Below are 20,588 nucleotides of genomic sequence, written 5' to 3'. Positions count from 1 at the left end.
CCATGAGGAAACTGAACAGGATCGGCGGAGCTGCAGCCGTTGCTGCGGCCCTGGCGCTGACGGCCTGCGGCGGTGGCGGTGCCAGCGGCCCCGAAACAGCCAAAGGACAGGAATCCGGAAGCGACCTGTCCAAGCTGATCAGCATCAACGAGAAGCCGGCGTCCGACCTTCAGCAGGGCGGCAAGGTTACCCTTCCGCTGGGCAACATCGGCCCGGACTTCAACGGGTTCTCCAACAACGGCAACAGCGCGGACAACTCCGCCCTGCAGATCCCCATGAACCCGATCGCCATGAACAGCGGCGGCATCGGCGGCTGCTGGAAGGTTGACTTCAAGGGCAAGGTCACGCCCAACACGGACTTCTGCGAGTCGGTGGACAGCGTGGTCAAGGACGGCAAGCAGACCATCACCATCAAGGTGAACCCCAAGGCCACCTACAACGACGGCACGCCCATTGACGTCAAGGCCTTCAAGAACACCTGGAACATCCTCAAGAGCCCGGATGCCGGCTACGACATCGTCAGCTCGGGCGCCTATGAGTTCGTTGACTCCGTCGAGGCGGGCAGCAGCGACAAGGAAGTCATCGTCAAGACCAGCCGCCCGGTCTTCCCCGTGGATTCGCTCTTCTTCGGACTCATCCACCCGGCCGTCAACACCCCGGAGATCTTCAACGAGGGCTTCAACGGCAACATGCACCCGGAGTGGATGGCCGGCCCCTTCAAGCTGGACCAGTACGACACCGCCGCCAAGACGGTCACCATGGTTCCGAACGACAAGTGGTGGGGCCAGAAGCCGGTCCTGGCCAACGTGACCTTCCGCCAGCTGGAAACCAGCGCACAGATCGCCGCCTTCAAGAACGGTGAGATCGATGCCATGTCCGCCAACACCATCTCGCTCTACAAGCAGCTGGACGGCACCAAGGATGCGGACATCCGCCGCGGCCAGCGCCTCTTCGCCGGCGGCCTGAACCTGAATGCCCAGCGCATCACCGACGTCAACGTCCGCAAGGCCATCTTCGCTGCCGTGGACCGCGAAGCCCTCCGCAAGGTCCGCTTCAACGGCCTGAACTGGGAGGAGCCCAGCAGCGGTTCCATGATGCTCCTGCCGTTCTCGGAGTACTACCAGGACAACTACCCGGTCAAGGAAACCGGTGCCGATGCCGCCAAGAAGGTCCTCACTGACGCCGGCTACACGGCCAACGCCAACGGCATCATGGAGAAGGACGGCAAGCCCGCTGCCTTCAAGATCAGCAACTTCGGCGACGACCCCACCACCCTGGCCGTGGCACAGACCCTGCAGAAGCAGCTCCAGGCCGGCGGCATGGATGTGGGCATTGACCAGCGCGCCTCCGCCGACTTCGGCAAGGTGCTGGGCAGCCGCGAGTTCGACCTGAGCATCTCCGGCTACACCGTGGGCCCGGATGCCACCGACGCCGTCAAGCAGTACTACGACTCCAAGGTCAACGAGAACAAGCTGGGCGACGCCGAGCTGGACAAGAAGATCGCCGACCTCGCCTCCATCGAGGACAACGCAGCCCGCAACAAGGCAGCCATGGACGTGGAGAAGGAGCACATGGCCAAGTACTACTCCATGGGCGTGGTCTTCAACGGCCCGCAGATCTCCTTCGTCCGCACCGGACTGGCCAACTACGGTCCGTCCCTCTTCCAGAGCACCTCGCAGGTCCCGGACTGGACCACCATCGGCTGGGTCAAGAAGTAACCCCCCGCAGCCCGATCGACAAGCCGGCACCCCTGGTCTTCCAGGGGTGCCGGCTTCTTTTAGCCAGGCGTTTTAACCACGCGGGACCGGGGGTAGCGTTGCTTCCATGACCGGAACTGAAGGCGCCCCCCGCACCATCCGCACCGCCGTCGTCGGCTACGGGCTTGCCGGCAGCGTCTTCCACGCGCCGCTGCTGGCAGCCAACACCAGCTACTCGCTGGACGTCGTTGCAACGTCCGACGCCGGGCGGCAGGCAAGTGCCTCGTCCCGGCTTCCCGGGGTGGAGGTGGTGCGCGACGGCGCTGACGTCGTCAGGCGGGCAGCGGACCTTGACCTTGTGGTCCTGGCGACGCCGCCCATGACCCATTTCCCCCTGGCAAAGGCCGCGTTGGAGGCGGGGCTGGACGTGGTGGTGGACAAGCCGTTCGCGGTCACCAGCGCGCAGGGCGAGGAACTCATTGCGTTGGCGGGGCATCTGGGCCGGGTGCTCACCGTGTTCCACAACCGCCGGTGGGACGGGGATTTCCTGACCCTCCAAAAGCTGCTGGCGGCCCAGGCCCTGGGCCGGGTGACCCGGTTCGAGTCGCGGTTCGAGCGGTGGTCCCCGGCCATCGCCAAAGCCTGGAAAGCGCGGGCCACCGCTTCCGACGGCGGAGGCGTCCTGTTCGACCTGGGCAGCCACCTGATCGACCAGGCACTGCAGCTGTTCGGCCCGGCCACCATCCTCCACGCGGAACTGCAGGCGCGGCGGTCCGATGAGCGGGCTGACGACGACGTCTTCCTGGTCCTGCAACACCAGTCGGGAGTGATCAGCCACCTGGCCATGAACGTGCTGTGCGCCCAGCAGGGGCCGCGCTTCCGGGTGCTGGGTTCGATCGGCGGCTTCACCAAGAACGGCGTGGACCCGCAGGAGCCCTACATCGTGGCAGGTGGCAGCCCGCTGGACGGGGACTACGGCGTGGAAGCTCCGGAGTGGGCCGGGCTCCTGGGCCGCGACGGACACCTGGACCGTCTGCCCACCGAACGCGGGAACTACCCGGAGTTCTACCGCCTGCTGGCAGCCAGGATCCTCGACGGCGGAGCACAGTCATCCCTGCCCCTCCCCGTAAACCCGGAAGACGCCGTCGAGGTCCTCAAAATCATCGAGAGGGCCAGGGAGCTTGGGGTTAAATGACTCATCGATTGCTCCGTAGTTGTCGTTCCGGGGGTCCAAAACGACAAGTACGGAGCAATCGATGAAGGGGGGGCCTTAAGCGGAGACGAGCTCGTGCCAGTCAGCCACGAGGGGCAGGTTGTGGGCCTCGGACACGGAGTGGTGTGCCACGTGGCCCGCGGCGATGTTGAGGCCCGCAGCCAGGGCGGGGTCGCGGTCGAAGGCGGCCTTGACGCCCAGGTTTGCCAAGGACACCGCGTAGCGCAGGGTGACGTTGGTCAGCGCGTACGTGGAGGTGTTGGGTACGGCGCCAGGCATGTTGGCGACGCAGTAGAAGATGGTGTTGTGCACCTTGTACGTGGGTTCCTGGTGCGTGGTGGGGTGGGTGTCCTCGAAGCAGCCGCCCTGGTCCACGGCGATGTCCACCAGGACGGAGCCGGGCTTCATCCGGGCCACGAGGTCGTTCGTGACCAGCTTGGGCGCCTTGGCGCCGGGGATGAGGACGGAACCGATCACCAGGTCGGCGTCCACCACAGACTTTTCGATCTCGTACGTGTTGGAGGCAACGGTCTTCAACCGGCCCTGGTACTGGGCGTCCAGTTCGCGCAGGCGGTTGATGTTGATGTCCAGGATGGTAACGTCGGCGCCCAGGCCCAGGGCCATGGCTGCGGCGTTGGTGCCGGCAACACCGGCGCCCAGGACAACCACCTTGGCGGGACGGACGCCGGGCACGCCGCCCATCAGGACGCCCTTGCCGCCGGCGGGGGCCATCAGAGAGGTGGCACCGACCTGGACGGAGAGGCGGCCGGCAACTTCGGACATCGGTGCCAGCAGGGGGAGGGACCGGCCCTCCTGGACGGTTTCGTACGCGATGGCGGTGACGCCGGAGTTGATGAGCTCCGTGGTGAGCTCCGGCTCGGCAGCCAGGTGCAGGTAGGTGAAGAGGATCAGGCCCTTGCGGAAGCGGTGGTACTCGGACTTGATGGGTTCCTTGACCTTCATCACCATGTCGGCGCGGGCCCAGACGTCATCGGCCTCGTTGACGATCTCGGCGCCGGCGATCGAGTATTCCTCGTCGGTGATGCCCGAGCCCAGGCCGGCCCCGCGCTCCACCAGCACGGTGTGCCCGTGGGTGAGGAACTCGTGGACGCCTGCCGCGGTGATGGCCACGCGGAATTCGTTGTTCTTGATTTCTTTGGGGACGCCGATGATCATCGTCTGCTCCAGTTTTTGGGGCCGGTAGGCCGAAAAGGCGGAAGGATTTTCGTGTTTCAACGATAAATCCCGCTGTGAGCCAGGCGACATGAACCGCATCGGATGCTGCACGCCAAACCGCGCCATTCCGCGGATTTCGGATCGTTCGCCTCGACACCTGTCGAGTCCTGAAGCGTCAGGTGTCGCCTCGTGTCCGTTCGTCCGCTGGGCGACCTGGGCAGTACTGTTGGCCCATGCAGCAGCAGGGTGTGGAACAGCTCGTCGAACAGGTGGCGCAGAAGCTGGGCCGTGGCCTGTCCCTTGAGGACCTGGACGGACTGCTGCTCGCCTACAGCTCCAACCAGTCCCATGCCGACCGCGTGCGGGTGAACTTCCTGTTGAGCAAGAAGGTTCCGGCGGACGTGAGCGCATGGCAGCTCTCCCATGGCATTGCCACTGCCGTGCGGCCCGTGGTGGTTCCGGCCAACCCGGACCTGGGCATGCTGGGCCGGGTGTGCGTCCCGCTGATGGTGCGCGGCTTCCGGGTGGGTTACCTCTGGGTGCAGCAGGACTCGGCGGAGGAAAGCCCGACGGCGATCCTCACCCAACTGCCCGGCGTCAACCACGAGCTGGAGCTGCTGTCCGGGCTCCTGCTCGACTCGAACACGGCCGAATCCGAATTCCGGCGGGGCCGTGAGCGGGAATTCCTGGCCGCCTGTGCCGGAGAACCCAATGCCGTGGCCGCCGTGGCCGGGTGGAAGGAAGTCCAGGGCAGGGGTCCATGGCAGATGGTCACGGTGCTGGACGCGGACGGCTGGGCCAGCGGCCCGGACCCCATCGCGTCCACCCTGATCCACCGGTCCACCGCACTCCAGGCCACGGTGGGGGTGGACGCCGCCCTCTTCAGCGCCGGCACGGAGACGCATTCGGTGGTGCTGTTCCGCGAATCGACCGGCCGGGCCAACCATGCACAGGTCCTGGTGCACTACCAGCTGGAGCTGGCCAAGCGCTCCGGCCGCCCGGTGCACCGGATCATCCTGGGGATCAGTGAAGGCTTCGCCAAGACCCGCCAGCTCTCCGAGGCATACCGGCAGTCACGGATGGCGGCCCAGGCCGCCGCGGTGGATCCCCAGCTGGGCGAGCTGGTGGACTGCAGGGCCACCGGCGTGTACCAGTTGCTCGCGTCCGCCGGGGGAGGGGTGGGGGCGTGGGCTGATTCCGGGTCGGTGTACTTCCGGATGCTCGAGGACCACGACCGCAACGGCGAGCTGATTCCGGTCCTGGAGCTGCTCTATGACAATGACGGCTCAGTCCAGGATGTGGCCACCAAGCTCCACCTGCACCGCAGCAGCATCTACAACAGGCTGGGGCGGATCCGGCAGCTGCTGGGGGTGGACCCGCTGAAGGGGATGCCCCGGCTGGAACTGCACGCCGCCCTCAAGATGCGGCGGTGGGCGGCGCGGCCCAGGATTTGATGGCCTCCGCCACCTGCCGCGGACGCAGGTGCTGGACCACATGTCCGGCGCGCTGGATCTCCACGAAGCTTCCCTCCGGCACCACCTGCGAGAGCCGGAGCGACCAGTCGGCGCCGGCCACCTGGTCGTGGTTGCCGCGCAGCACCAGGACGGGCACATTGATGCCGGCCAGCCGCCGCTCCGTGGGGTAGGCCATCATGACGGGGAGTTCGGTGAAGTACCAGCGCGGTCCGCAGCGGAAGTAGTCCGAGAAGACGAGCCAGTTGGAGGACGCGTTTTCGCGGAGGAGGGCGTCCAGGAAAAGCGCCAGCCCTTGCCGCTGCACGCTCCGGTACCGGGCGTCCACCACCGGCCCCATGAGCACCAGCCGGTGGGCCTGCCCCGGGGCGTAGAGGGCGGCTTCGATGGCGAACTGCACGCCCATGGAATGTCCCACCAGGATGTAGGAGCCAATGCCGCTTGCCTTCAGGGCCTGGGCGATGAAGGCGCCGTAGTCTGCAATGGACAGCTGCCGCTCCGGCCTGGGCGTCCCGGCGAAGCCCGGCAGGTCCAGCGAATACGTGGGGGCAACGGCGGAGAGTTCGCCGTGGAGGCGGCGAAGGTAGCGGTGGGAGACGCCGATGCCGTGGATGAGGACATAGGCGGGCGCGGCGGGGGCTCCGGCAGCGTCCGGTCCGGGAGGCGGCGTCCCGTGAGCCCAGAAGATGCGGCCATGCAAACCGTTTGCTTCCACGTCGGCAGAGTGAAGCGAAACGTCTTTCCGTCGCCGCGGCCACGCCATGCGGGGCCGCACTACCCGGCCGTGCCGGCGTGATCGCCGGCGTCCTTTTCGTGCTTGCGCTTTTGCTCCGCAAGCTTCTGCTTCCCAAGCCACGTCATGATGTCGGCCGTCCGGATCCGGCGGTGCGATCCGCGGTACTCCACCGGGATCTCGCCGCGGTCCGTCATGTTGCGCAGGTAGGTGTGCGAGATCCCGGCCAGTTCGGCCGCCTGGGAGGTGGTCAGCATCTCCTCCACGCTGCTCACGGTCACCGTTTCGCCGCGGCCCAGCCTGGCGAGGAGATCCACGACGGCGTCCCTCGCCTGCCCGGGCAGCCGGTGGACCGTTCCGTCCACGAACACGGTGATGTCATTGCTGTCCTCGAGGGCGCGCGTCAGGCTGCGGGCCTCGCCGGCGGGCAGGCCGGCCGTGACGCGGGGGGCTATCAGTGCCATGGACGTAGCCTATCCCGGGTGTGGCCGGCATGCCCGCGGGCGTCAGAGCCCCAGTTCCTCCAGGACCGGCAGCTTTTCCCGCACCCAGGCGCGGGCTTCGGTGGCGCTCGGCGCGGACAGGGCCAGCTTGGCCAGTTCCTGGGCCTCGGACAGGGTCACGGTCTTCAGGACCGCGGCCACCGCGGCAAGGGACCGCGCGGTCATGGACAGGGTGCTGACGCCAAGGCCGGTAAGGACGACGGCGAGGGCAGGATCGGCGGCAGCCTCACCACAGACGCCCACGGGCTTGTCGTGGCCCTCCGCGCGGGACCCCTCGACGGTCAGTCCCACGAGGCGCAGGACCGCGGGCTGCCAGGGGGTGTTCAGATTGGCGAGCGGGCCGAGCTGGCGGTCGGCAGCCATGGCGTACTGCGTGAGGTCGTTGGTGCCCAGGCTGGCGAAGCTGACTTCGCGGAGGATGGCCTCGGCGGTCAGGGCCGCGGAGGGGACCTCCACCATGACGCCGGGGGTCTTGATGCCGGCGTCTGCGCACATCGAGGCGAAGCGAGAGGCTTCCTCCGCGGTGGAGATCATGGGGGCCATGACCCAGACGTCGGCCTGGGACTGCTGCTGGGCCAGGGCGATGGCTTCGAGCTGCCGGTCCAGGACGCCGGGGGTGGTGAAGTCCGTGCGGTAGCCACGGACGCCGAGGGCAGGGTTGGGCTCCGTGGAATCGGTCAGGAAGGGCAGGGGCTTGTCCGCGCCCGCATCCAGCGTACGCAGCACCACCTTCTTGCCGGGGAAGGCATCGAAAACGCTCTTGTAGGCAGCCGCCTGCTCCTCAACGGAAGGTTCGGTGTCCCGCTCCAGGAAGCAGAACTCGGTGCGGAAGAGGCCTACGCCCTGGGCTCCGAGCTTGGCGGCAGCTTCGGCGTCCTTGCCGCCACCCACGTTGGCGAGCAGTGGCACCTGGTGGCCATCCGCCGTCGTACCCGTGCCGGTGAACTCAGCCAGCAGCGACGCCGTGGCTGCCCAGGCTTCCGCGGTGGCACGGAGGGTCTCGTCGGGTTCGGCGGTGATGCTGCCGGCTGCGCCGTCCACGTAGACCTCGGTGCCGTCGGGGAGTTCGTCGACGCCCACGGCGGCAACCACGGCGGGCAGGCCGAGGGAGCGGGCGATGATCGCCGTGTGGGACTGGGGGCCGCCGCCGGCGGTGACCAGCGCCAGGACCTTGTTCGGGTCAAGGGTTGCCGTGTCCGCGGGGGCAAGGTCCTCTGCCACCAGCACGAACGGGGTGTTGGAGGCGGGGATGCCGGGTGCGGGGACGCCCCGCAGCGCGGCGACAATCCGGGCACGGACGTCCAGGACGTCGGTGGCCCGTTCGGCCATGTAGCCGCCCAGGTTGTGCAGCATCTCGGACACGGAGGAGCCGGATTCCCAGATGGCGCGTTCGGCAGAAACACCCCGGGCCACCAGCTTGGCCGCCCCTTTGATCAGCATGGTGTCCTTGGCCATCAGTGCAGTGGCTTCCAGGACAGCCTTGCCGTCACCGATGGCGTGCGCGGCGCGCTCCTTCAGTTCGTCGTGCACCGCCTGGGAAGCTGCCTTCAGGGCTGCGGTGGCTTCCTCGGCAGTGGTGTCCGGAGCCAGCTGTTCACCGGCGGGAGGCTCACTGATGGGTTTGGGCATCTGCCGGATGGTGCCGATGACGCGGCCTGGGCTGACGCCTACTCCTGGGAAGTTCTGCACTGAAGGTCCTCATTCTCTGCCGGTAGACAGGCCCGCCAAGTTCTCCGGCGCCGTGCCGGGTCCGCCGGAGGACTGCTACGTCCAGGGGCGGGAAACGTGCCTGAAAAAATTGTATGTGATTCAGTTCATATAGCAACGCTATAGGTGCTAGGGTAGCGGTTATGAGTTTGGATGGCCAGCTTCCCCCCAAAATGCGGCTGCTCCGTGCTGCCGCGGAACTGCTGGCAAATTCGGCCGGAGCTCCGGTCTCCACCCGCCAGATCACCCAGCTGGCAGGGGTTTCGGCTCCCACCCTGTACCACCACTTCGGTGACAAGGAAGGTCTGTTCGACGCCGTCGTCGCCGCAGGGTTTGAGGAATATGTCGCGGGCGAAAGGGATTTCGCCCCCTCCGGACAGCCCCTTGAGGACATCCGGAGAATGTGGGACAACCACGTCCAGTTCGGCCTGAACCAGCCCGAGCTGTACCTGGTCATGTTCGGCAACATCCGTCCGGAAAGCCGTCCTGCCATCGTGGCGGATGCCGAGGCGCTGATGGAAGAGATGCTGAACAAGGCAGCGGCGGCGGGCCAGCTGAACGTCCAGCCCAGGGAAGCGGCCAGGTCCATTCTGGCGGCCAACGTGGGCGTGACGCTGATGCTGATTGCGGAACCCGCCACCGAACGCAACCTCGAACTGTCCACCATGACCCGGGACGCCATGATTTTCGCGGTGTCCGCCGAGCCCGCCAGCGGCCCGGCCCCGGGCGGCACCGGGAAGTCCTCGGTGGTGGTGGCAGCGATCGCCCTGAACGCCGCACTTCAGGCTTCGCACTCTGACCAGCTTTCCAGCTCGGAACTCAAGCTTTTCCTCGAATGGCTGCACCGGATCTCCACCAGCCCGGCCGGATAGCCCCACAACCCCGCATTACCCAGCAGTACGTCGTCGTAATCATCGGACCAATCCTGCGGAGCAGCAGGAATGACGGTTAGGAAATCACATGGCAACAGAGACAGTTGCAAAACCCCGCACCAGCGCGCGCGTGCACGTCCAAAAGTTCGGGACATTCCTGTCCGGCATGATCATGCCCAACATTGGCGCGTTCATCGCCTGGGGCATCATCACCGCCCTCTTCATCGAGAAGGGGTGGCTGCCCGTTCCGCAGCTCGGTGGTTTCGGTGAGACCGGCGGGAAGCCCAACATCGGCCTGGTAGGCCCCATGATCACCTACCTCCTGCCGCTGCTGATCGGCTACACCGGCGGCAAGATGGTCTACGACGTCCGCGGCGGCGTGGTGGGGGCCATCGGCACCATGGGCGTGATTGTGGGCGCCGGCATCCCGATGTTCATCGGCGCCATGATCATGGGCCCCCTGGGCGGCTGGACCATGAAGAAGATCGACTCCATCTGGGACGGCAAGATCCGCCCGGGCTTCGAAATGCTGGTGAACAACTTCTCCGCCGGCATCTGGGGCGCCCTGCTGGCACTGCTGGGCTTCTACGGCATCTCGCCGCTGGTCACCGCCTTCAGCACGGCCGCCGGCAACTTTGTCCAGTTCCTGGTGCAGAACGGCCTCCTGCCGCTGACCAGCATCTTCATCGAACCCGCCAAGGTCCTGTTCCTGAACAACGCCATCAACCACGGCGTGCTCACCCCGCTGGGCGTCCAGCAGTCCCTGGAGCAGGGCAAGTCCATCCTGTTCCTGCTGGAGGCCAACCCCGGTCCCGGCCTGGGCCTCCTGCTCGCGTACGCGTTCTTTGGCCGCGGCGCCGCCAAGGCCTCCGCCCCCGGCGCTGCCATCATCCAGTTCCTGGGCGGCATCCACGAGATCTACTTCCCGTACGTCCTGATGCGCCCGCTGCTGATCCTGGGCACCATCGCCGGCGGCATGACCGGCATCGCCACCCTGGCCATCACCAACTCCGGCCTCGTGGCCCCGGCCGCGCCTGGCTCCATTTTCGCCGTCCTGGCGCAGACCTCCCGCGACAGCTACTTCGGCGTGATCCTCTCCGTGGTGCTCGCGGCTGCCGTCTCCTTCCTGGTCTCCTCCGTCATCCTGCGCACCACCAAGCACAGTGACGAGGCGGACCTGGGCGACGCCACCGCCCGCATGGAGGCCATGAAGGGCAAGAAGAGCTCCGTTGCCTCCACCCTGACCGGTGCCGGCGCGGGAACTGCCGCTGGTGCGGCCGCCGGCCACGGCGGAGTGGGCGTGCTCGCCGGCCCGGTGCGGAACATCGTGTTTGCGTGCGACGCCGGCATGGGCTCCAGCGCCATGGGCGCCTCGGTGCTGCGGAACAAGATCAAGGCGGCGGGCTTCCCTGACGTCAAGGTCACCAACGCCTCCATCGCCAACCTCAGCGACACCTACGACGTTGTGGTCACGCACCAGGACCTGACCGAACGCGCCAAGCCGGTCACCTCCAGCGCGGTCCACTACTCGGTGGACAACTTCATGAACAGCCCGCGCTACGACGAGATCGTGGAACTGGTCCGGGACAGCAACACCGAGGGCGGAACGGCCGACGCCGGCACCTCCCACGGTGCCCACGCCGCCGATGCACCGGTGGACGCAGCCCCCGCTGCCGCGGGAGCGACGGCAGGCGGCGCAGCAGCCGCCACCGGAACCTCCGAGATCCTGGCCCGCGAGAGCGTGGTGCTGACCGGTAAGGCCACCACCCGCGACGCCGCCATCGACGAGGCCGGACGGCTCCTGCTGGCCCGGGGCGCCGTGGATGAGGGATACATCGCCGCCATGCACGAGCGCGAGGAATCCGTGTCCACCTACATGGGCAGCTTCCTGGCCATCCCGCACGGCACCAACGCCGCCAAGGACCACATCCGCAAGTCTGCGGTGTCCGTCATCCGCTACCCGGAGGGCATCGACTGGAACGGCAAGGAAGTGAAGTTCGTGGTGGGCGTGGCAGGCATCAACAACGAACACCTGCACATCCTGTCCTCCATCGCCAAGGTGTTCACCAACAAGGAGCAGGTGGCCCGGCTGGAGGCTGCCACGTCCGAGGACGAAGTCCTGGAGCTCTTCGGAAAGGTCAACGCATAGTGAAGGCAGTACATTTCGGTGCCGGCAACATCGGCCGCGGCTTCGTGGGCCTGCTCCTGCATGACGCAGGCTACGAGGTGGTGTTCGCGGACGTCGCGGAGGAACTCATCACCCGGCTCTCGCAGGCGGACAGATATGCGGTGCACGAGGTGGGGGAGAACCCCGCCGTACGCACCGTGGACAACTTCCGGGCGCTGAACTCCAACGCCCAGGAAGCAGAGCTGGTCCAGGAAATTTCGACGGCGGACATCGTCACCACGGCGGTGGGCCCGCACATCCTGAAGTTCGTGGCGCCCGTGATCGCCAAGGGCATCGTCGCCAGGGAACCGGGGCTCGCGCCCCTCCAGGTGATGGCCTGCGAGAACGCCATCAATGCCACGGACATCCTGGCCAAGGAGGTTGCCTCGCAGCCCGGGGTCACCGCCGCAGTGCTCGACGGCAAGGCGGTCTTCGCCAACACCGCCGTGGACCGGATCGTGCCCAACCAGGAGGCCGGGCAGGGCCTGGACGTGACGGTGGAAACCTTCTACGAGTGGGTCATCGACCGCACCGCCTTCGGCGATTCCGTTCCGGTGATTCCGGGAGCCACCTTCGTGGATGACCTCTCGCCCTACATCGAGCGGAAGCTGTTCACCGTGAACACCGGGCATGCCTCTGCCGCCTACCTCGGCTTCGAAGCGGGCGTGGAGAAGATCTCGGATGCCATGGCGGACCAGGACGTGGCCGAGGACGTACGGGCCGTGCTGGAGGAAACCAAGCAGCTCCTGGTGGCCAAGCACGGGTTCAGCAACGACGAGCAGGAGGCCTACGTCCAGAAGATCCTGGTCCGGTTCTCCAACCCGTACCTTCCGGACACCGTGAACCGGGTGGGCCGCGCCCCGCTGCGGAAGCTGAGCCGGCACGAACGGTTCATCGGCCCGGCGGCGGAACTGGCGGAACGCGGCGTCGTGCCGGAGGCCCTGCTGGGTGCCATCGCGGCCGCCCTGCGCTTCACCGATCCCGCCGATGCCGAGGCTACCGAGCTGGCAGCCATCCTGGCCTCCGCGGGCCCGGCCGATGCCACGGCGAAAATCACCGGGCTTGAGAAGGACCATCCGCTGTTCAATGCCGTTGCCACCCTGGTGGAGGAGCGGCAGGCGGAGCTGGCCAGCACCCCGGCCTGACCCATCCCGGGACGCGCCATCACTTCCTGCACCCCCTGACGCAACGCTCCATCAGATCCTGCCGGATTTCCGGCAACGCGGCATCAGCACGACGCCGGCACCCATGCGGGTGCCGGCGTCGCGGTCTTCCTGTGCAAGGCTGGGCAGGTGATCCCTGCCCAAGATGCCGTTCCTGCCCTGTTCACTGCCGAATTCGACGGCGGCACGTTCCGCCTCCGCCACGCCACCCGGGCCGACCTGCCCGCCATGGTGCGGCTGCTGGCCGACGATGCCCTGGCCGCCGGGCGGGAAACCGCGCAGGACATGGAACCTTACGAGCACGCCTTCGACGCGATAGCGGCTGACCAGAACCATCTGCTGGTGGTGGGCGAACTGGTGCCTCACGGCGAAGACGCAGGCGCGGCAGTTGCCACCTTCCAGCTGAGTTTCCTGCCAGGGATCTCGCGGAAGGGTGCCTGGCGCTCGCAGCTCGAGGGCGTCCGGGTGGACGCGTCCCTCCGCGGCCAGGGGCTCGGGAAGCTGATGGTGGGCTGGGCGGCCGGGGAGTCCCGCAGGCGCGGCTGCAGCCTGATGCAGCTGACCACCCATCAAAGCCGCACGGCAGCCCAGCGGTTCTACCAGCAGCTGGGCTTCGAGGCCAGCCACGTCGGCATGAAGATGGCCCTCGAATCTTGACCGTTAGGTACCCTAAATGTTAGGGTACCTAACGATGGATACCAACGATCCCCAGCTCCAGGAACTCGCCAGTGGGTTCCGCGAAGCCCTCCGCCACAGTGTCTACCTGGTCCGGCGCCTCGACGCGGACGGTGAACTCAGCGCCGCCCAGCTCAGCACGCTCAAGATGCTGCTCGGCGAAGGCCAGCGCGTCGGTGAAATTGCCCGGAACCTCGGGGTCCGCGTGCCCAGCGCCACCGAGCAGATCATCAAGCTCGAACGCGCGGGCCTGGCCCGGCGCGAGCCCGACCCGGCAGACTCCCGCGCCGTCCGGGTGATCCTCACCCCCCAAGGCCGTGCCGCCGTCGACGCCGCAAACACGCGGCGCAACCAGGTGATGGCCGACATCCTCAGCACCCTCACCGACCAGGACCGTAAAGCCCTGTCGGAGGCCCTGCCGGTCATCGACAAGATCAATGCATCCCTCCAGAACTGAACCAGCCACCCACACTGAATTAGCCACGAACTTAGGAGTACCCTCCATGGACGGCCAGCTCGCAGAAACCCTGCCGGCACCAGAATCAACCCTGCAGGCCGAAAAGGCCTCATTCCTGAAGCAGCCCAAGGCGGTGTGGGCCACCGCCCTCGCCGCAGTGTTCGCCTTCATGGGCATCGGGCTGGTGGATCCCATCCTCCCGGCCATCGCCACCAACCTGGACGCCAGCCCCAGCGAGGTATCGCTGCTCTTCACCAGCTACTTCCTGGTCACGGCGCTGGCCATGCTGATCACGGGTTTTGTGTCCTCGCGGATCGGCGGCAAGAAGACCCTGCTGATCGGCCTGGCCGTCATTGTCGTCTTCTCCTCGCTGTCCGGACTGTCCGCCAGCGTTGGTGAGCTGGTGGGCTTCCGCGCCGGCTGGGGACTGGGCAACGCCCTCTTCGTGGCCACCGCCCTCGCCGTGATCGTGGGCGTGGCCAGCGGCGGCGCCGGGACCGCTATCATCCTCTACGAAGCCGCCCTGGGCCTGGGCATCTCCCTCGGCCCGCTGCTCGGCGCCCTCCTGGGCGGCTGGCAGTGGCGCGCACCCTTCTTCGGCACCGCCGTCCTCATGGCCGCCGCCTTCATCGCCCTGATCGCCCTGCTGCCCAAGACCCCGCTGCCTGAGCGCAAGGTGCGCCTCCGCGACCCGCTGCTGGCGCTGGGACACAAGGGACTGCGGACGACGGCGGCGAGCGGCCTGTTCTACAACTACGGCTTCTTCACCATCCTGGCTTTCACCCCGTTCATCCTGGGCATGGATGCGTACGGCATTGGCGGAGTCTTCTTCGGGTGGGGCGTTGCCGTGGCGGTGTTCTCGGTCTTCGTGGCCCCGCCGCTGCAGGCCCGCTTCGGCGCGGTGAAGGTCCTGACGGGCACGCTGTTCCTGCTCATGCTGGACCTGGCCGGGCTGGGACTGGCTGCCGGGCACTCGGTTCCCGCCGTCGTCGTGCTGGTGATCGTTGCCGGTGCACTGCTGGGCGTCAACAACACCATCTACACCGAACTGGCCATGGGTGTCTCGGGTTCGCCCCGGCCGGTGGCATCCTCCGGCTACAACTTCGTCCGCTGGATGGGCGGCGCGCTGGCCCCGTTCGCGGCGGCCCAGCTCGGCGAGCACTTCGGCCCGCAGGTCCCGTTCTTCGCTGGCGCGGTGGCCATGGTGATCGCCATCCTGGTGGCGTTCAGCGGCCGGTCCTACCTGTCCTCGCACGAACCGCACGTCGTGTAACCGCCGCACGTCAGGCAATAAACGGCAAACCCTCCATCACGCCAGGTGATGGAGGGTTTGATGTTTTCCGGCGGAAGCTGATGGGGCGTCGCCGGAAAGGTTGCCGAATGTGATCGGGCGTTACTTGGCCTTCGCCGAACCCTTCGGCACGAACAGCGTCTCCGCCTGCTCCAGGGACATGCCGTTGGTCTCCGGCACCTTGAACATGACGAAGAAGAAGGACGCGGCAGCGAACAGGGCGTACATCGCATAGGTCAACGGCAGGGACGCGGACGCCATGACCGGGAAGCTGAGGGTGATCACGAAGTTGGCCACCCACTGCGCGGCCGCGGCCAGGCCCAGGGCCCGGGCGCGGATCCGGGACGGGAAGATCTCGCCCAGGAGCACCCACACCAGGGGTCCCCAGGAGGCGCCGAAGCTGACCACGAACACGTTGGCCGCAACCAGGGCCACCGGACCCCACGCACCCGGGAGGGTGATGTTCTCGCCGGAGCCGGTGGCAGAGGAGAACGCCAGGGCCATGGCGCCCAGGGACACGGCCATTCCCACGGAGCCGGCCAGCAGGATGGGCCGGCGGCCCACGCGGTCAACCAGGGCAATGGCCACCAGGGTGACCAGGATGTTGGTGATGGACGTTGCCACCGAGATGGCCAGGGAGTCCTTCTCCTGGAAGCCCACAGCCTTCCACAAGGTGGTGGAGTAGTAGAAGATCACGTTGATCCCCACGAACTGCTGAAGCACGGACAGGACGATGCCCACCCAGACCACTGCCTGCAGGCCCAGGGTCTTGCCGCGCAGCGAGCCCTTCTGGCCGGCCACCTTGTCTTCCTCGATGGCGTCCTGGATCTCGCGGATGTGCCGGTCGGTATCCTCGGCGGGGGCGATCGAGGCGAAGACCTTCCGGGCTTCCTCCTCCTTGCCCTTGAATACGAGGAACCGCGGGGACTCGGGCAGGGTGAAGGCAATCCAGCCGTAAACCACGGCCGGGACGGCGGCAGCGAGGAACATCCACCGCCATGCCTCAATGCCCAGCCAGAAGCGCTGGTCCGCGCCGCCGGCAGTGGTGGCCAGGAGCGCGTCTGACAGCAGGGCGGCGAAGATGCCGGTGGTGATGGCCAGCTGCTGCAGCGAGGCCAGGCGGCCGCGCACCTGCCGCGGCGAAATCTCGGAAATGTAGGCCGGGGCGATGACCGACGCCAGGCCGATGCCCAGCCCGCCCACCAGGCGCCAGAACACCAGGTCCCAGACGCCGAAGGCGAACCCGGTGCCCAGGGCGCTGACCAGGAACAGCAGCGCGCCGAGCTTCATGGCGGGAATGCGGCCGTGCCGGTCCGCCACCTTGCCGGCCAGGAAGGCGCCGGCCGCGCAGCCCAGGAGGGCAATGGCCACGGCGAATCCTGTCACGGCCTCGGAGAGCGCGAATTCGCCCTTCAGGGCATCCACGGCCCCGTTGACCACGGACGAGTCAAAGCCGAAGAGGAATCCGCCCACCGCCCCCGCGAGCGCCAGCCAGATCACCCGCCGCGGAATCCCGGTGGTGGTCTGCTCCTGTGCAGTGGGCATGGTTCTCCCTGGGTTTGGGGGTTTTATGGATGCGGTGCGGACGTCGTCGGCTGCGGTACCGGCCAAAGGGGCCGGCGCACACGCGCTAAACAGTGTGGCACGTCACCGCCTTAGGTTCCACTTGGCGCCCCTTGTCCCCTTGAGCGACTGTCCCCTTAAACGCCGGACGACGACGGCGGGCCGTGCCGCCGTCGTCGTCCGTTCAGTGCGCTCCCGGGCCGGGGCACCTGCTAGTGCGCCGGAATCTCCATGCTGTCCCTGTCCTGCGGGGATGCTTTCTGGTCGGTCAGCTTCTTCCGGGGGAGGGCGAAGCTGATGAGGAACGCCAGGCCGGTCAGGGCTGCCGCCGTCAGCATCACCGTGTCAATGGACGTGGCGAACCCTTCGGTGATGGGCCTGGTCAGGGTGCTGTTGGCGGTGTGCAGCCAGCTGGTGTCGTTCAGGGAATCGTTGGATGCACCGTTCTTGAAGAAGTCGTACAGCTTGGCGTTGGCCGGGTCCGACGCGACGGCGGGGTCCTTGAGCACGGCCAGGTAGGCGGGATCCGTGGCGGCGGCCTTCATGCTGTCGGCGATCCGGCTGGCAGCCAGGCTGAACAGCATGGAGATGAAGACGGCGGTTCCCACGGCACCGCCCATGGAGCGGAAGAACGCTGCCGAGGAAGTCCCCACGCCCATGTCCCGCGGCGGAACCGAGGTCTGCATGGCCAGCGTGAGCGGCTGCATGCAGAAGCCCAGGCCCACTCCGAAGAACACCGCAATCAGGCCCGGCACCCACAGGTCCGTGTCCACGCCCAGCGAGAAGCCCATCACCAGGGCCGCCGCGGTCAGGATTCCGGTACCCATGATGGGAAAGATGCGGAACGTTCCGGAGGCGGAGATGGTGCGGCCGGCCGTGATGGATCCGAACAGGATGCCCACCGTGAAGGTGATCATCATCAGGCCGGCTTCGGTGGGGGTGAGGCCCTTCACGAGCTGGAGGTACATCGGGAGCATGGCGATGGCGCCGAACATGCCGATGCCGATGATGAAGTTCAGCAGCGAGGACAGGCCGAACGTGACGTTGTGGAAGAGCCGCAGCGGGATGAGTGCGTAGTCGCCGGCGCGTTTTTCCGCCAGCAGGAACCAGGCAATGCCCACCACGCCCAGGCCGTAGCAGAGGAAGGAGTTCAGCGAGGTCCAGCCCCAGGTGCGGCCCTGTTCGGCCACCAGGAGGAGGGGAACGATGGCCACGGTGATCGCTGCCGCGCCCCAGTAATCGATTTTCTGCTTGAGGTGCTTGGCGGGAAGGTGCAGGAACAGGAACACTACCGTCAGGGCCGCCAGTCCGATGGGAATGTTGATGAAGAACACCCAGCGCCAGCCGTCAAAGCCCAGGATGTTGGCGGAACCGGCGAACGCGCCGCCCACTACCGGCCCCAGGACCGAGGAGATTCCGAATACGGACATGAAGTAGCCCTGGAACTTGGCGCGGTCCTTGAGCGAGACGATGTCGCCGATGATGGTCAGCGCCAGGGCGAGCAGGCCGCCGGCGCCCAGGCCCTGGATGCCGCGGGCAATGGCTAGTTCAGTCATCGAGTGCACGGACCCCGCGTAAAGCGAGCCCACCAGGAAGACGGCGATGGCGGTCAGGTACAGCGGGCGGCGCCCGAAAATGTCGCTCAGCTTGCCGTAGAGCGGGGTGCTGACCGTGGACGTGATCAGGTAGGCGGTGGTGGCCCACGCCTGCAGGGAGAGTCCGTCCAGGTCGTTGGCGATGGTGTAGATGGACGTGGAGACGATGGTCTGGTCGAGGGATGCCAGGAACATGCCCAGCATCAGGCCCACCATTACGGTGACGATCTGGCGTCGTGTCAGGGTTTCTCCGGCGCCTGGCGCGGCAGTGGCTTTGGACATGGGTGCTCCAAGGGAAGAAAAAGGATATAAGCAGCGATAGTTGCTTTCAGTAACTATCTTACCGGCTCTTTCTATTCCCGGCCGTGCGATTTTGTTGCTGAAGCTTTTGCCCAACCGCCCTACGGTTCCACGAGGATGCCGTCGGGATCGCACCAAACGGTGGCTCCGGGGCGGAACGTCACGCCGTCGATCACCACGTCCACGTCGACCTCGCCGGCTCCGGCCTTCTGGCTCTTCCTGGGGTTGCTTCCGAGGGCCTTGACGCCGAGGTCCAGTTCAGCGATTGCCAGCCGGTCGCGGATGGCGCCATTGATGACGACGCCGGCCCAGCCGTTGGCCACGGCGCTTTCGGCGATCATGTCCCCCATCAGGGCGGTGCCCAGGGAGCCGCCGCCGTCCACCACCAGGACCGCACCGTTCCCTGGCGAGCCGAGCGTGGACTTCACCAGGGCGTTGTCCTGGAAGCAGCGGATGGTCCGGACCGGACCGCTGAAATGGGACCTGCCACCCAAGGACTGGAACTGCAGGGACACCGATGCCAGTGCGTCGCCGCGCTCATCGTAGAGATCGGCAGTGTTCATGGCCGGAGCGGATCCGTTTCCTGCTGGTGTGGTCACGTGGCTTTCCTCGCGTGGTGGTGGACTGTGCACATTCGGCGCCCGGCGCAGGGCGGCGCGTTACCGCCCACGATAGTCTGATCCCACCGCCAACCGGCCGTACCAGGGGGAGCCAAACCAATGAGTGTGTCCAATACGCCCGCGCCGGACGGCACCTTCGCGGCCCAAACCCCGGCGGCAGCGCTCGCCGAACCGGTTGAGCGGGTCACTGCCCGCTGGGTGACCGGGCTGGTGCTGGTGAACGTGGGGATCAACGCCGCCTTCTTCGGCCCCATCAACGTCTTCATCGGCCAGCAGGCCATCAGCATCGATGCGCCCGCCAAGGAAGCCATCCTGTCCCTGGTCACGGCCTGCGGGGCCGCCGTGTCGCTGGTGGCCAACCCCCTCTTCGGTGCGCTGTCGGACCGGACCACGTCACGGTTCGGCCGGCGGGCGCCGTGGGTGCTGGCCGGGGCAGTGCTTGCCACAGCAGCGCTGCTGGCCATGTCCTTCTCGGGTGCCGTGGCGCTCATGGTTCTCTTCTGGTGCCTGGTGCAGCTGGGCGCGAACGCCGCCTACGCCGCCATCACCGCCGCCGTCCCGGACCGGGTTCCCGTGGTCCAGCGCGGGGGAGTGGGCGGACTCGCGGCCATGGGCCAGACCCTCGGAATCCTCACGGGGGCGGTCTTCGGCGCCGTGGTCTCCGGGAACTTCATGGTGGGCTACTGGCTCTGCGCGGGTGCGCTGCTGCTCTCCGTGCTGCCGTACCTGTTCCACCGTAACGACCCCGAACTTCCCAAGTCTGAACTGACGGCTTTCCGCCCCCTCGGTTTCATCAAGGGCTTCTGGATCAGCCCCCGGCGCTATCCGGACTTCGCGTGGGCCTGGCTGACCCGTTTCCTGGTCAATGTGGGCAACCAGCTGACCATCGTCTACCTCCTCTTCTTCCTGCGCGACGTCATCCACTTCGGGGACCCCGCCATGGGGGTGCTGGTCCTGACCGGCATCTATGCCGTGATGGTGATGATCACGGCCGTCGTCGCTGGGCCCTGGAGTGACAGGGTGGGGCGGCGGAAGCCCTTCGTCATCGGATCCTCCGCCACCATCGCCATGGCCGGTGCCATCATGGCGTTCTTTCCCGTGTGGCCCGGTGCGCTGGCCGGTGCCGCGGTCCTGGGCATCGGGTTTGGCGCCTATCTGGCCGTGGACTTTGCCCTGTTGACCCAGGTCCTGCCTTTCGCCGTCAGCCGGGGCAAGGATATGGGCGTCATCAACGTGGCCAACTCGCTGCCGCAGGTGGTTGCTCCGGCTTTGGCGCTCCTGGCCGTGAACTACTGGGGCGGCTACCGGACACTGTTCCTCACCGCTGCGGCAATTGGACTGCTGGGCGCGGTCTTTGTGGTGAAGATCCGGGGCGTCGACTGAC

General features: G+C 66.9%; 17 protein-coding genes. 10 read left to right on the top strand and 7 right to left on the bottom strand.

The window, feature by feature from the left end; all coding sequences use genetic code 11:
- Positions 1-2 precede the first annotated feature (2 nt).
- On the top strand, positions 3-1,718 hold the full coding sequence (locus LDO22_RS13150; RefSeq protein WP_224023733.1) for an ABC transporter family substrate-binding protein: 1,716 nt from the start codon (positions 3-5) through the stop codon (positions 1,716-1,718).
- 106 nt (positions 1,719-1,824) lie between these two features.
- Entirely contained in the window at positions 1,825-2,892 is a 1,068-nt protein-coding gene (locus tag LDO22_RS13145; protein WP_224023731.1) for a Gfo/Idh/MocA family oxidoreductase, read from the top strand.
- A gap of 75 nt (positions 2,893-2,967) precedes the next feature.
- Here the strand turns inward: LDO22_RS13145 and ald are convergent, their stop codons facing one another.
- Positions 2,968-4,086 carry an alanine dehydrogenase gene (gene ald, locus LDO22_RS13140; RefSeq protein ID WP_159635003.1) on the bottom strand — a complete coding sequence of 373 codons (1,119 nt, stop codon included), beginning with the start codon at positions 4,084-4,086 and terminating at the stop codon, positions 2,968-2,970.
- Between the two features lie 233 nt (positions 4,087-4,319).
- Between ald and LDO22_RS13135 the strand changes: the two genes are divergently transcribed.
- Positions 4,320-5,540, top strand: coding sequence for a PucR family transcriptional regulator (locus LDO22_RS13135; RefSeq protein WP_159629666.1), 1,221 nt, complete (start codon positions 4,320-4,322; stop codon positions 5,538-5,540).
- Here LDO22_RS13135 and LDO22_RS13130 read toward each other — a convergent pair.
- From LDO22_RS13130 to ptsP, 3 genes are read right to left on the bottom strand one after another with little or no spacing between them, the layout of a single operon-like run.
- Positions 5,503-6,321: an alpha/beta hydrolase gene (locus LDO22_RS13130; RefSeq protein ID WP_224023728.1), complete on the bottom strand. Its 819-nt coding sequence runs from the start codon at positions 6,319-6,321 to the stop codon at positions 5,503-5,505. The two genes, LDO22_RS13135 and LDO22_RS13130, sit on opposite strands and share 38 nt — an antisense overlap.
- An 11-nt stretch (positions 6,322-6,332) precedes the next feature.
- The gene (locus tag LDO22_RS13125; protein ID WP_224023726.1) at positions 6,333-6,755 is read right to left on the bottom strand and encodes a helix-turn-helix domain-containing protein; all 423 of its coding nucleotides are present in this window, start codon (positions 6,753-6,755) and stop codon (positions 6,333-6,335) included.
- A 42-nt stretch (positions 6,756-6,797) separates the two neighbouring features.
- A complete protein-coding gene (ptsP, locus tag LDO22_RS13120) occupies positions 6,798-8,483 on the bottom strand; it encodes a phosphoenolpyruvate--protein phosphotransferase (RefSeq protein ID WP_159629671.1) in 1,686 nt (561 codons plus the stop codon).
- Between the two features lie 161 nt (positions 8,484-8,644).
- Between ptsP and LDO22_RS13115 the strand changes: the two genes are divergently transcribed.
- The 6 genes from LDO22_RS13115 to LDO22_RS13090 all read left to right on the top strand — a co-directional run bounded on the left by LDO22_RS13115 (position 8,645) and on the right by LDO22_RS13090 (position 15,108).
- Positions 8,645-9,373 carry a TetR/AcrR family transcriptional regulator gene (locus LDO22_RS13115; RefSeq protein WP_159629673.1) on the top strand — a complete coding sequence of 243 codons (729 nt, stop codon included), beginning with the start codon at positions 8,645-8,647 and terminating at the stop codon, positions 9,371-9,373.
- Positions 9,374-9,461: 88 nt separating this feature from the next.
- A complete protein-coding gene (locus LDO22_RS13110) occupies positions 9,462-11,522 on the top strand; it encodes a PTS mannitol transporter subunit IICBA (RefSeq protein WP_224023725.1) in 2,061 nt (686 codons plus the stop codon).
- Entirely contained in the window at positions 11,522-12,685 is a 1,164-nt protein-coding gene (locus tag LDO22_RS13105; protein WP_224023723.1) for a mannitol-1-phosphate 5-dehydrogenase, read from the top strand. Before LDO22_RS13110 ends, LDO22_RS13105 begins: the two co-directional genes overlap by 1 nt.
- Positions 12,686-12,862: 177 nt before the next feature.
- Entirely contained in the window at positions 12,863-13,360 is a 498-nt protein-coding gene (locus tag LDO22_RS13100; protein ID WP_224027237.1) for a GNAT family N-acetyltransferase, read from the top strand.
- A 34-nt stretch (positions 13,361-13,394) separates the two neighbouring features.
- Positions 13,395-13,835, top strand: a complete 441-nt coding sequence (locus LDO22_RS13095) for a MarR family transcriptional regulator (protein WP_159629679.1) — start codon at positions 13,395-13,397, stop codon at positions 13,833-13,835.
- A gap of 46 nt (positions 13,836-13,881) precedes the next feature.
- Positions 13,882-15,108: an MFS transporter gene (locus LDO22_RS13090; RefSeq protein ID WP_224023721.1), complete on the top strand. Its 1,227-nt coding sequence runs from the start codon at positions 13,882-13,884 to the stop codon at positions 15,106-15,108.
- A gap of 120 nt (positions 15,109-15,228) precedes the next feature.
- Here the strand turns inward: LDO22_RS13090 and LDO22_RS13085 are convergent, their stop codons facing one another.
- The 3 genes from LDO22_RS13085 to rraA form a co-directional block, all read right to left on the bottom strand.
- Complete coding sequence (locus tag LDO22_RS13085; protein ID WP_159629683.1) at positions 15,229-16,671, bottom strand: sugar porter family MFS transporter; 1,443 nt, start codon at positions 16,669-16,671, stop codon at positions 15,229-15,231.
- 230 nt (positions 16,672-16,901) lie between these two features.
- On the bottom strand, positions 16,902-18,566 hold the full coding sequence (locus tag LDO22_RS13080) for an MDR family MFS transporter (RefSeq protein WP_224023719.1): 1,665 nt from the start codon (positions 18,564-18,566) through the stop codon (positions 16,902-16,904).
- A gap of 119 nt (positions 18,567-18,685) precedes the next feature.
- Positions 18,686-19,147 (bottom strand): ribonuclease E activity regulator RraA, encoded by a 462-nt coding sequence (gene rraA / locus LDO22_RS13075; protein WP_224027236.1) that lies wholly within the window; start codon positions 19,145-19,147, stop codon positions 18,686-18,688.
- A 156-nt stretch (positions 19,148-19,303) separates the two neighbouring features.
- Between rraA and LDO22_RS13070 the strand changes: the two genes are divergently transcribed.
- On the top strand, positions 19,304-20,587 hold the full coding sequence (locus LDO22_RS13070; protein WP_224023717.1) for an MFS transporter: 1,284 nt from the start codon (positions 19,304-19,306) through the stop codon (positions 20,585-20,587).
- Position 20,588: the final 1 nt, after the last annotated feature.

This window comes from Arthrobacter sp. NicSoilC5 (genome assembly GCF_019977395.1).
In the GTDB taxonomy this organism is placed as follows: Bacteria; Actinomycetota; Actinomycetes; order Actinomycetales; family Micrococcaceae; genus Arthrobacter.
The sequence above is the reverse complement of the archived record's forward strand: the minus strand, read 5'-3'. Positions and strand labels throughout refer to the sequence as shown.

What these genes read in the sequence shown, in the direction of transcription:
- LDO22_RS13150 (WP_224023733.1), top strand. Translation starts at nt 3, where the DNA reads ATGAGGAAACTGAACAGGATCGGCGGAGCTGCAGCCGTTGCTGCGGCC.
- LDO22_RS13130 (WP_224023728.1), bottom strand. Translation starts at nt 6,321, where the DNA reads ATGGCGTGGCCGCGGCGACGGAAAGACGTTTCGCTTCACTCTGCCGAC.
- LDO22_RS13145 (WP_224023731.1), top strand. Translation starts at nt 1,825, where the DNA reads ATGACCGGAACTGAAGGCGCCCCCCGCACCATCCGCACCGCCGTCGTC.
- ald (WP_159635003.1), bottom strand. Translation starts at nt 4,086, where the DNA reads ATGATCATCGGCGTCCCCAAAGAAATCAAGAACAACGAATTCCGCGTG.
- LDO22_RS13070 (WP_224023717.1), top strand. Translation starts at nt 19,304, where the DNA reads ATGAGTGTGTCCAATACGCCCGCGCCGGACGGCACCTTCGCGGCCCAA.
- LDO22_RS13125 (WP_224023726.1), bottom strand. Translation starts at nt 6,755, where the DNA reads ATGGCACTGATAGCCCCCCGCGTCACGGCCGGCCTGCCCGCCGGCGAG.
- LDO22_RS13085 (WP_159629683.1), bottom strand. Translation starts at nt 16,671, where the DNA reads ATGCCCACTGCACAGGAGCAGACCACCACCGGGATTCCGCGGCGGGTG.
- LDO22_RS13090 (WP_224023721.1), top strand. Translation starts at nt 13,882, where the DNA reads ATGGACGGCCAGCTCGCAGAAACCCTGCCGGCACCAGAATCAACCCTG.
- LDO22_RS13080 (WP_224023719.1), bottom strand. Translation starts at nt 18,566, where the DNA reads ATGTCCAAAGCCACTGCCGCGCCAGGCGCCGGAGAAACCCTGACACGA.
- rraA (WP_224027236.1), bottom strand. Translation starts at nt 19,147, where the DNA reads ATGAACACTGCCGATCTCTACGATGAGCGCGGCGACGCACTGGCATCG.
- LDO22_RS13095 (WP_159629679.1), top strand. Translation starts at nt 13,395, where the DNA reads ATGGATACCAACGATCCCCAGCTCCAGGAACTCGCCAGTGGGTTCCGC.
- LDO22_RS13115 (WP_159629673.1), top strand. Translation starts at nt 8,645, where the DNA reads ATGAGTTTGGATGGCCAGCTTCCCCCCAAAATGCGGCTGCTCCGTGCT.
- LDO22_RS13135 (WP_159629666.1), top strand. Translation starts at nt 4,320, where the DNA reads ATGCAGCAGCAGGGTGTGGAACAGCTCGTCGAACAGGTGGCGCAGAAG.
- LDO22_RS13110 (WP_224023725.1), top strand. Translation starts at nt 9,462, where the DNA reads ATGGCAACAGAGACAGTTGCAAAACCCCGCACCAGCGCGCGCGTGCAC.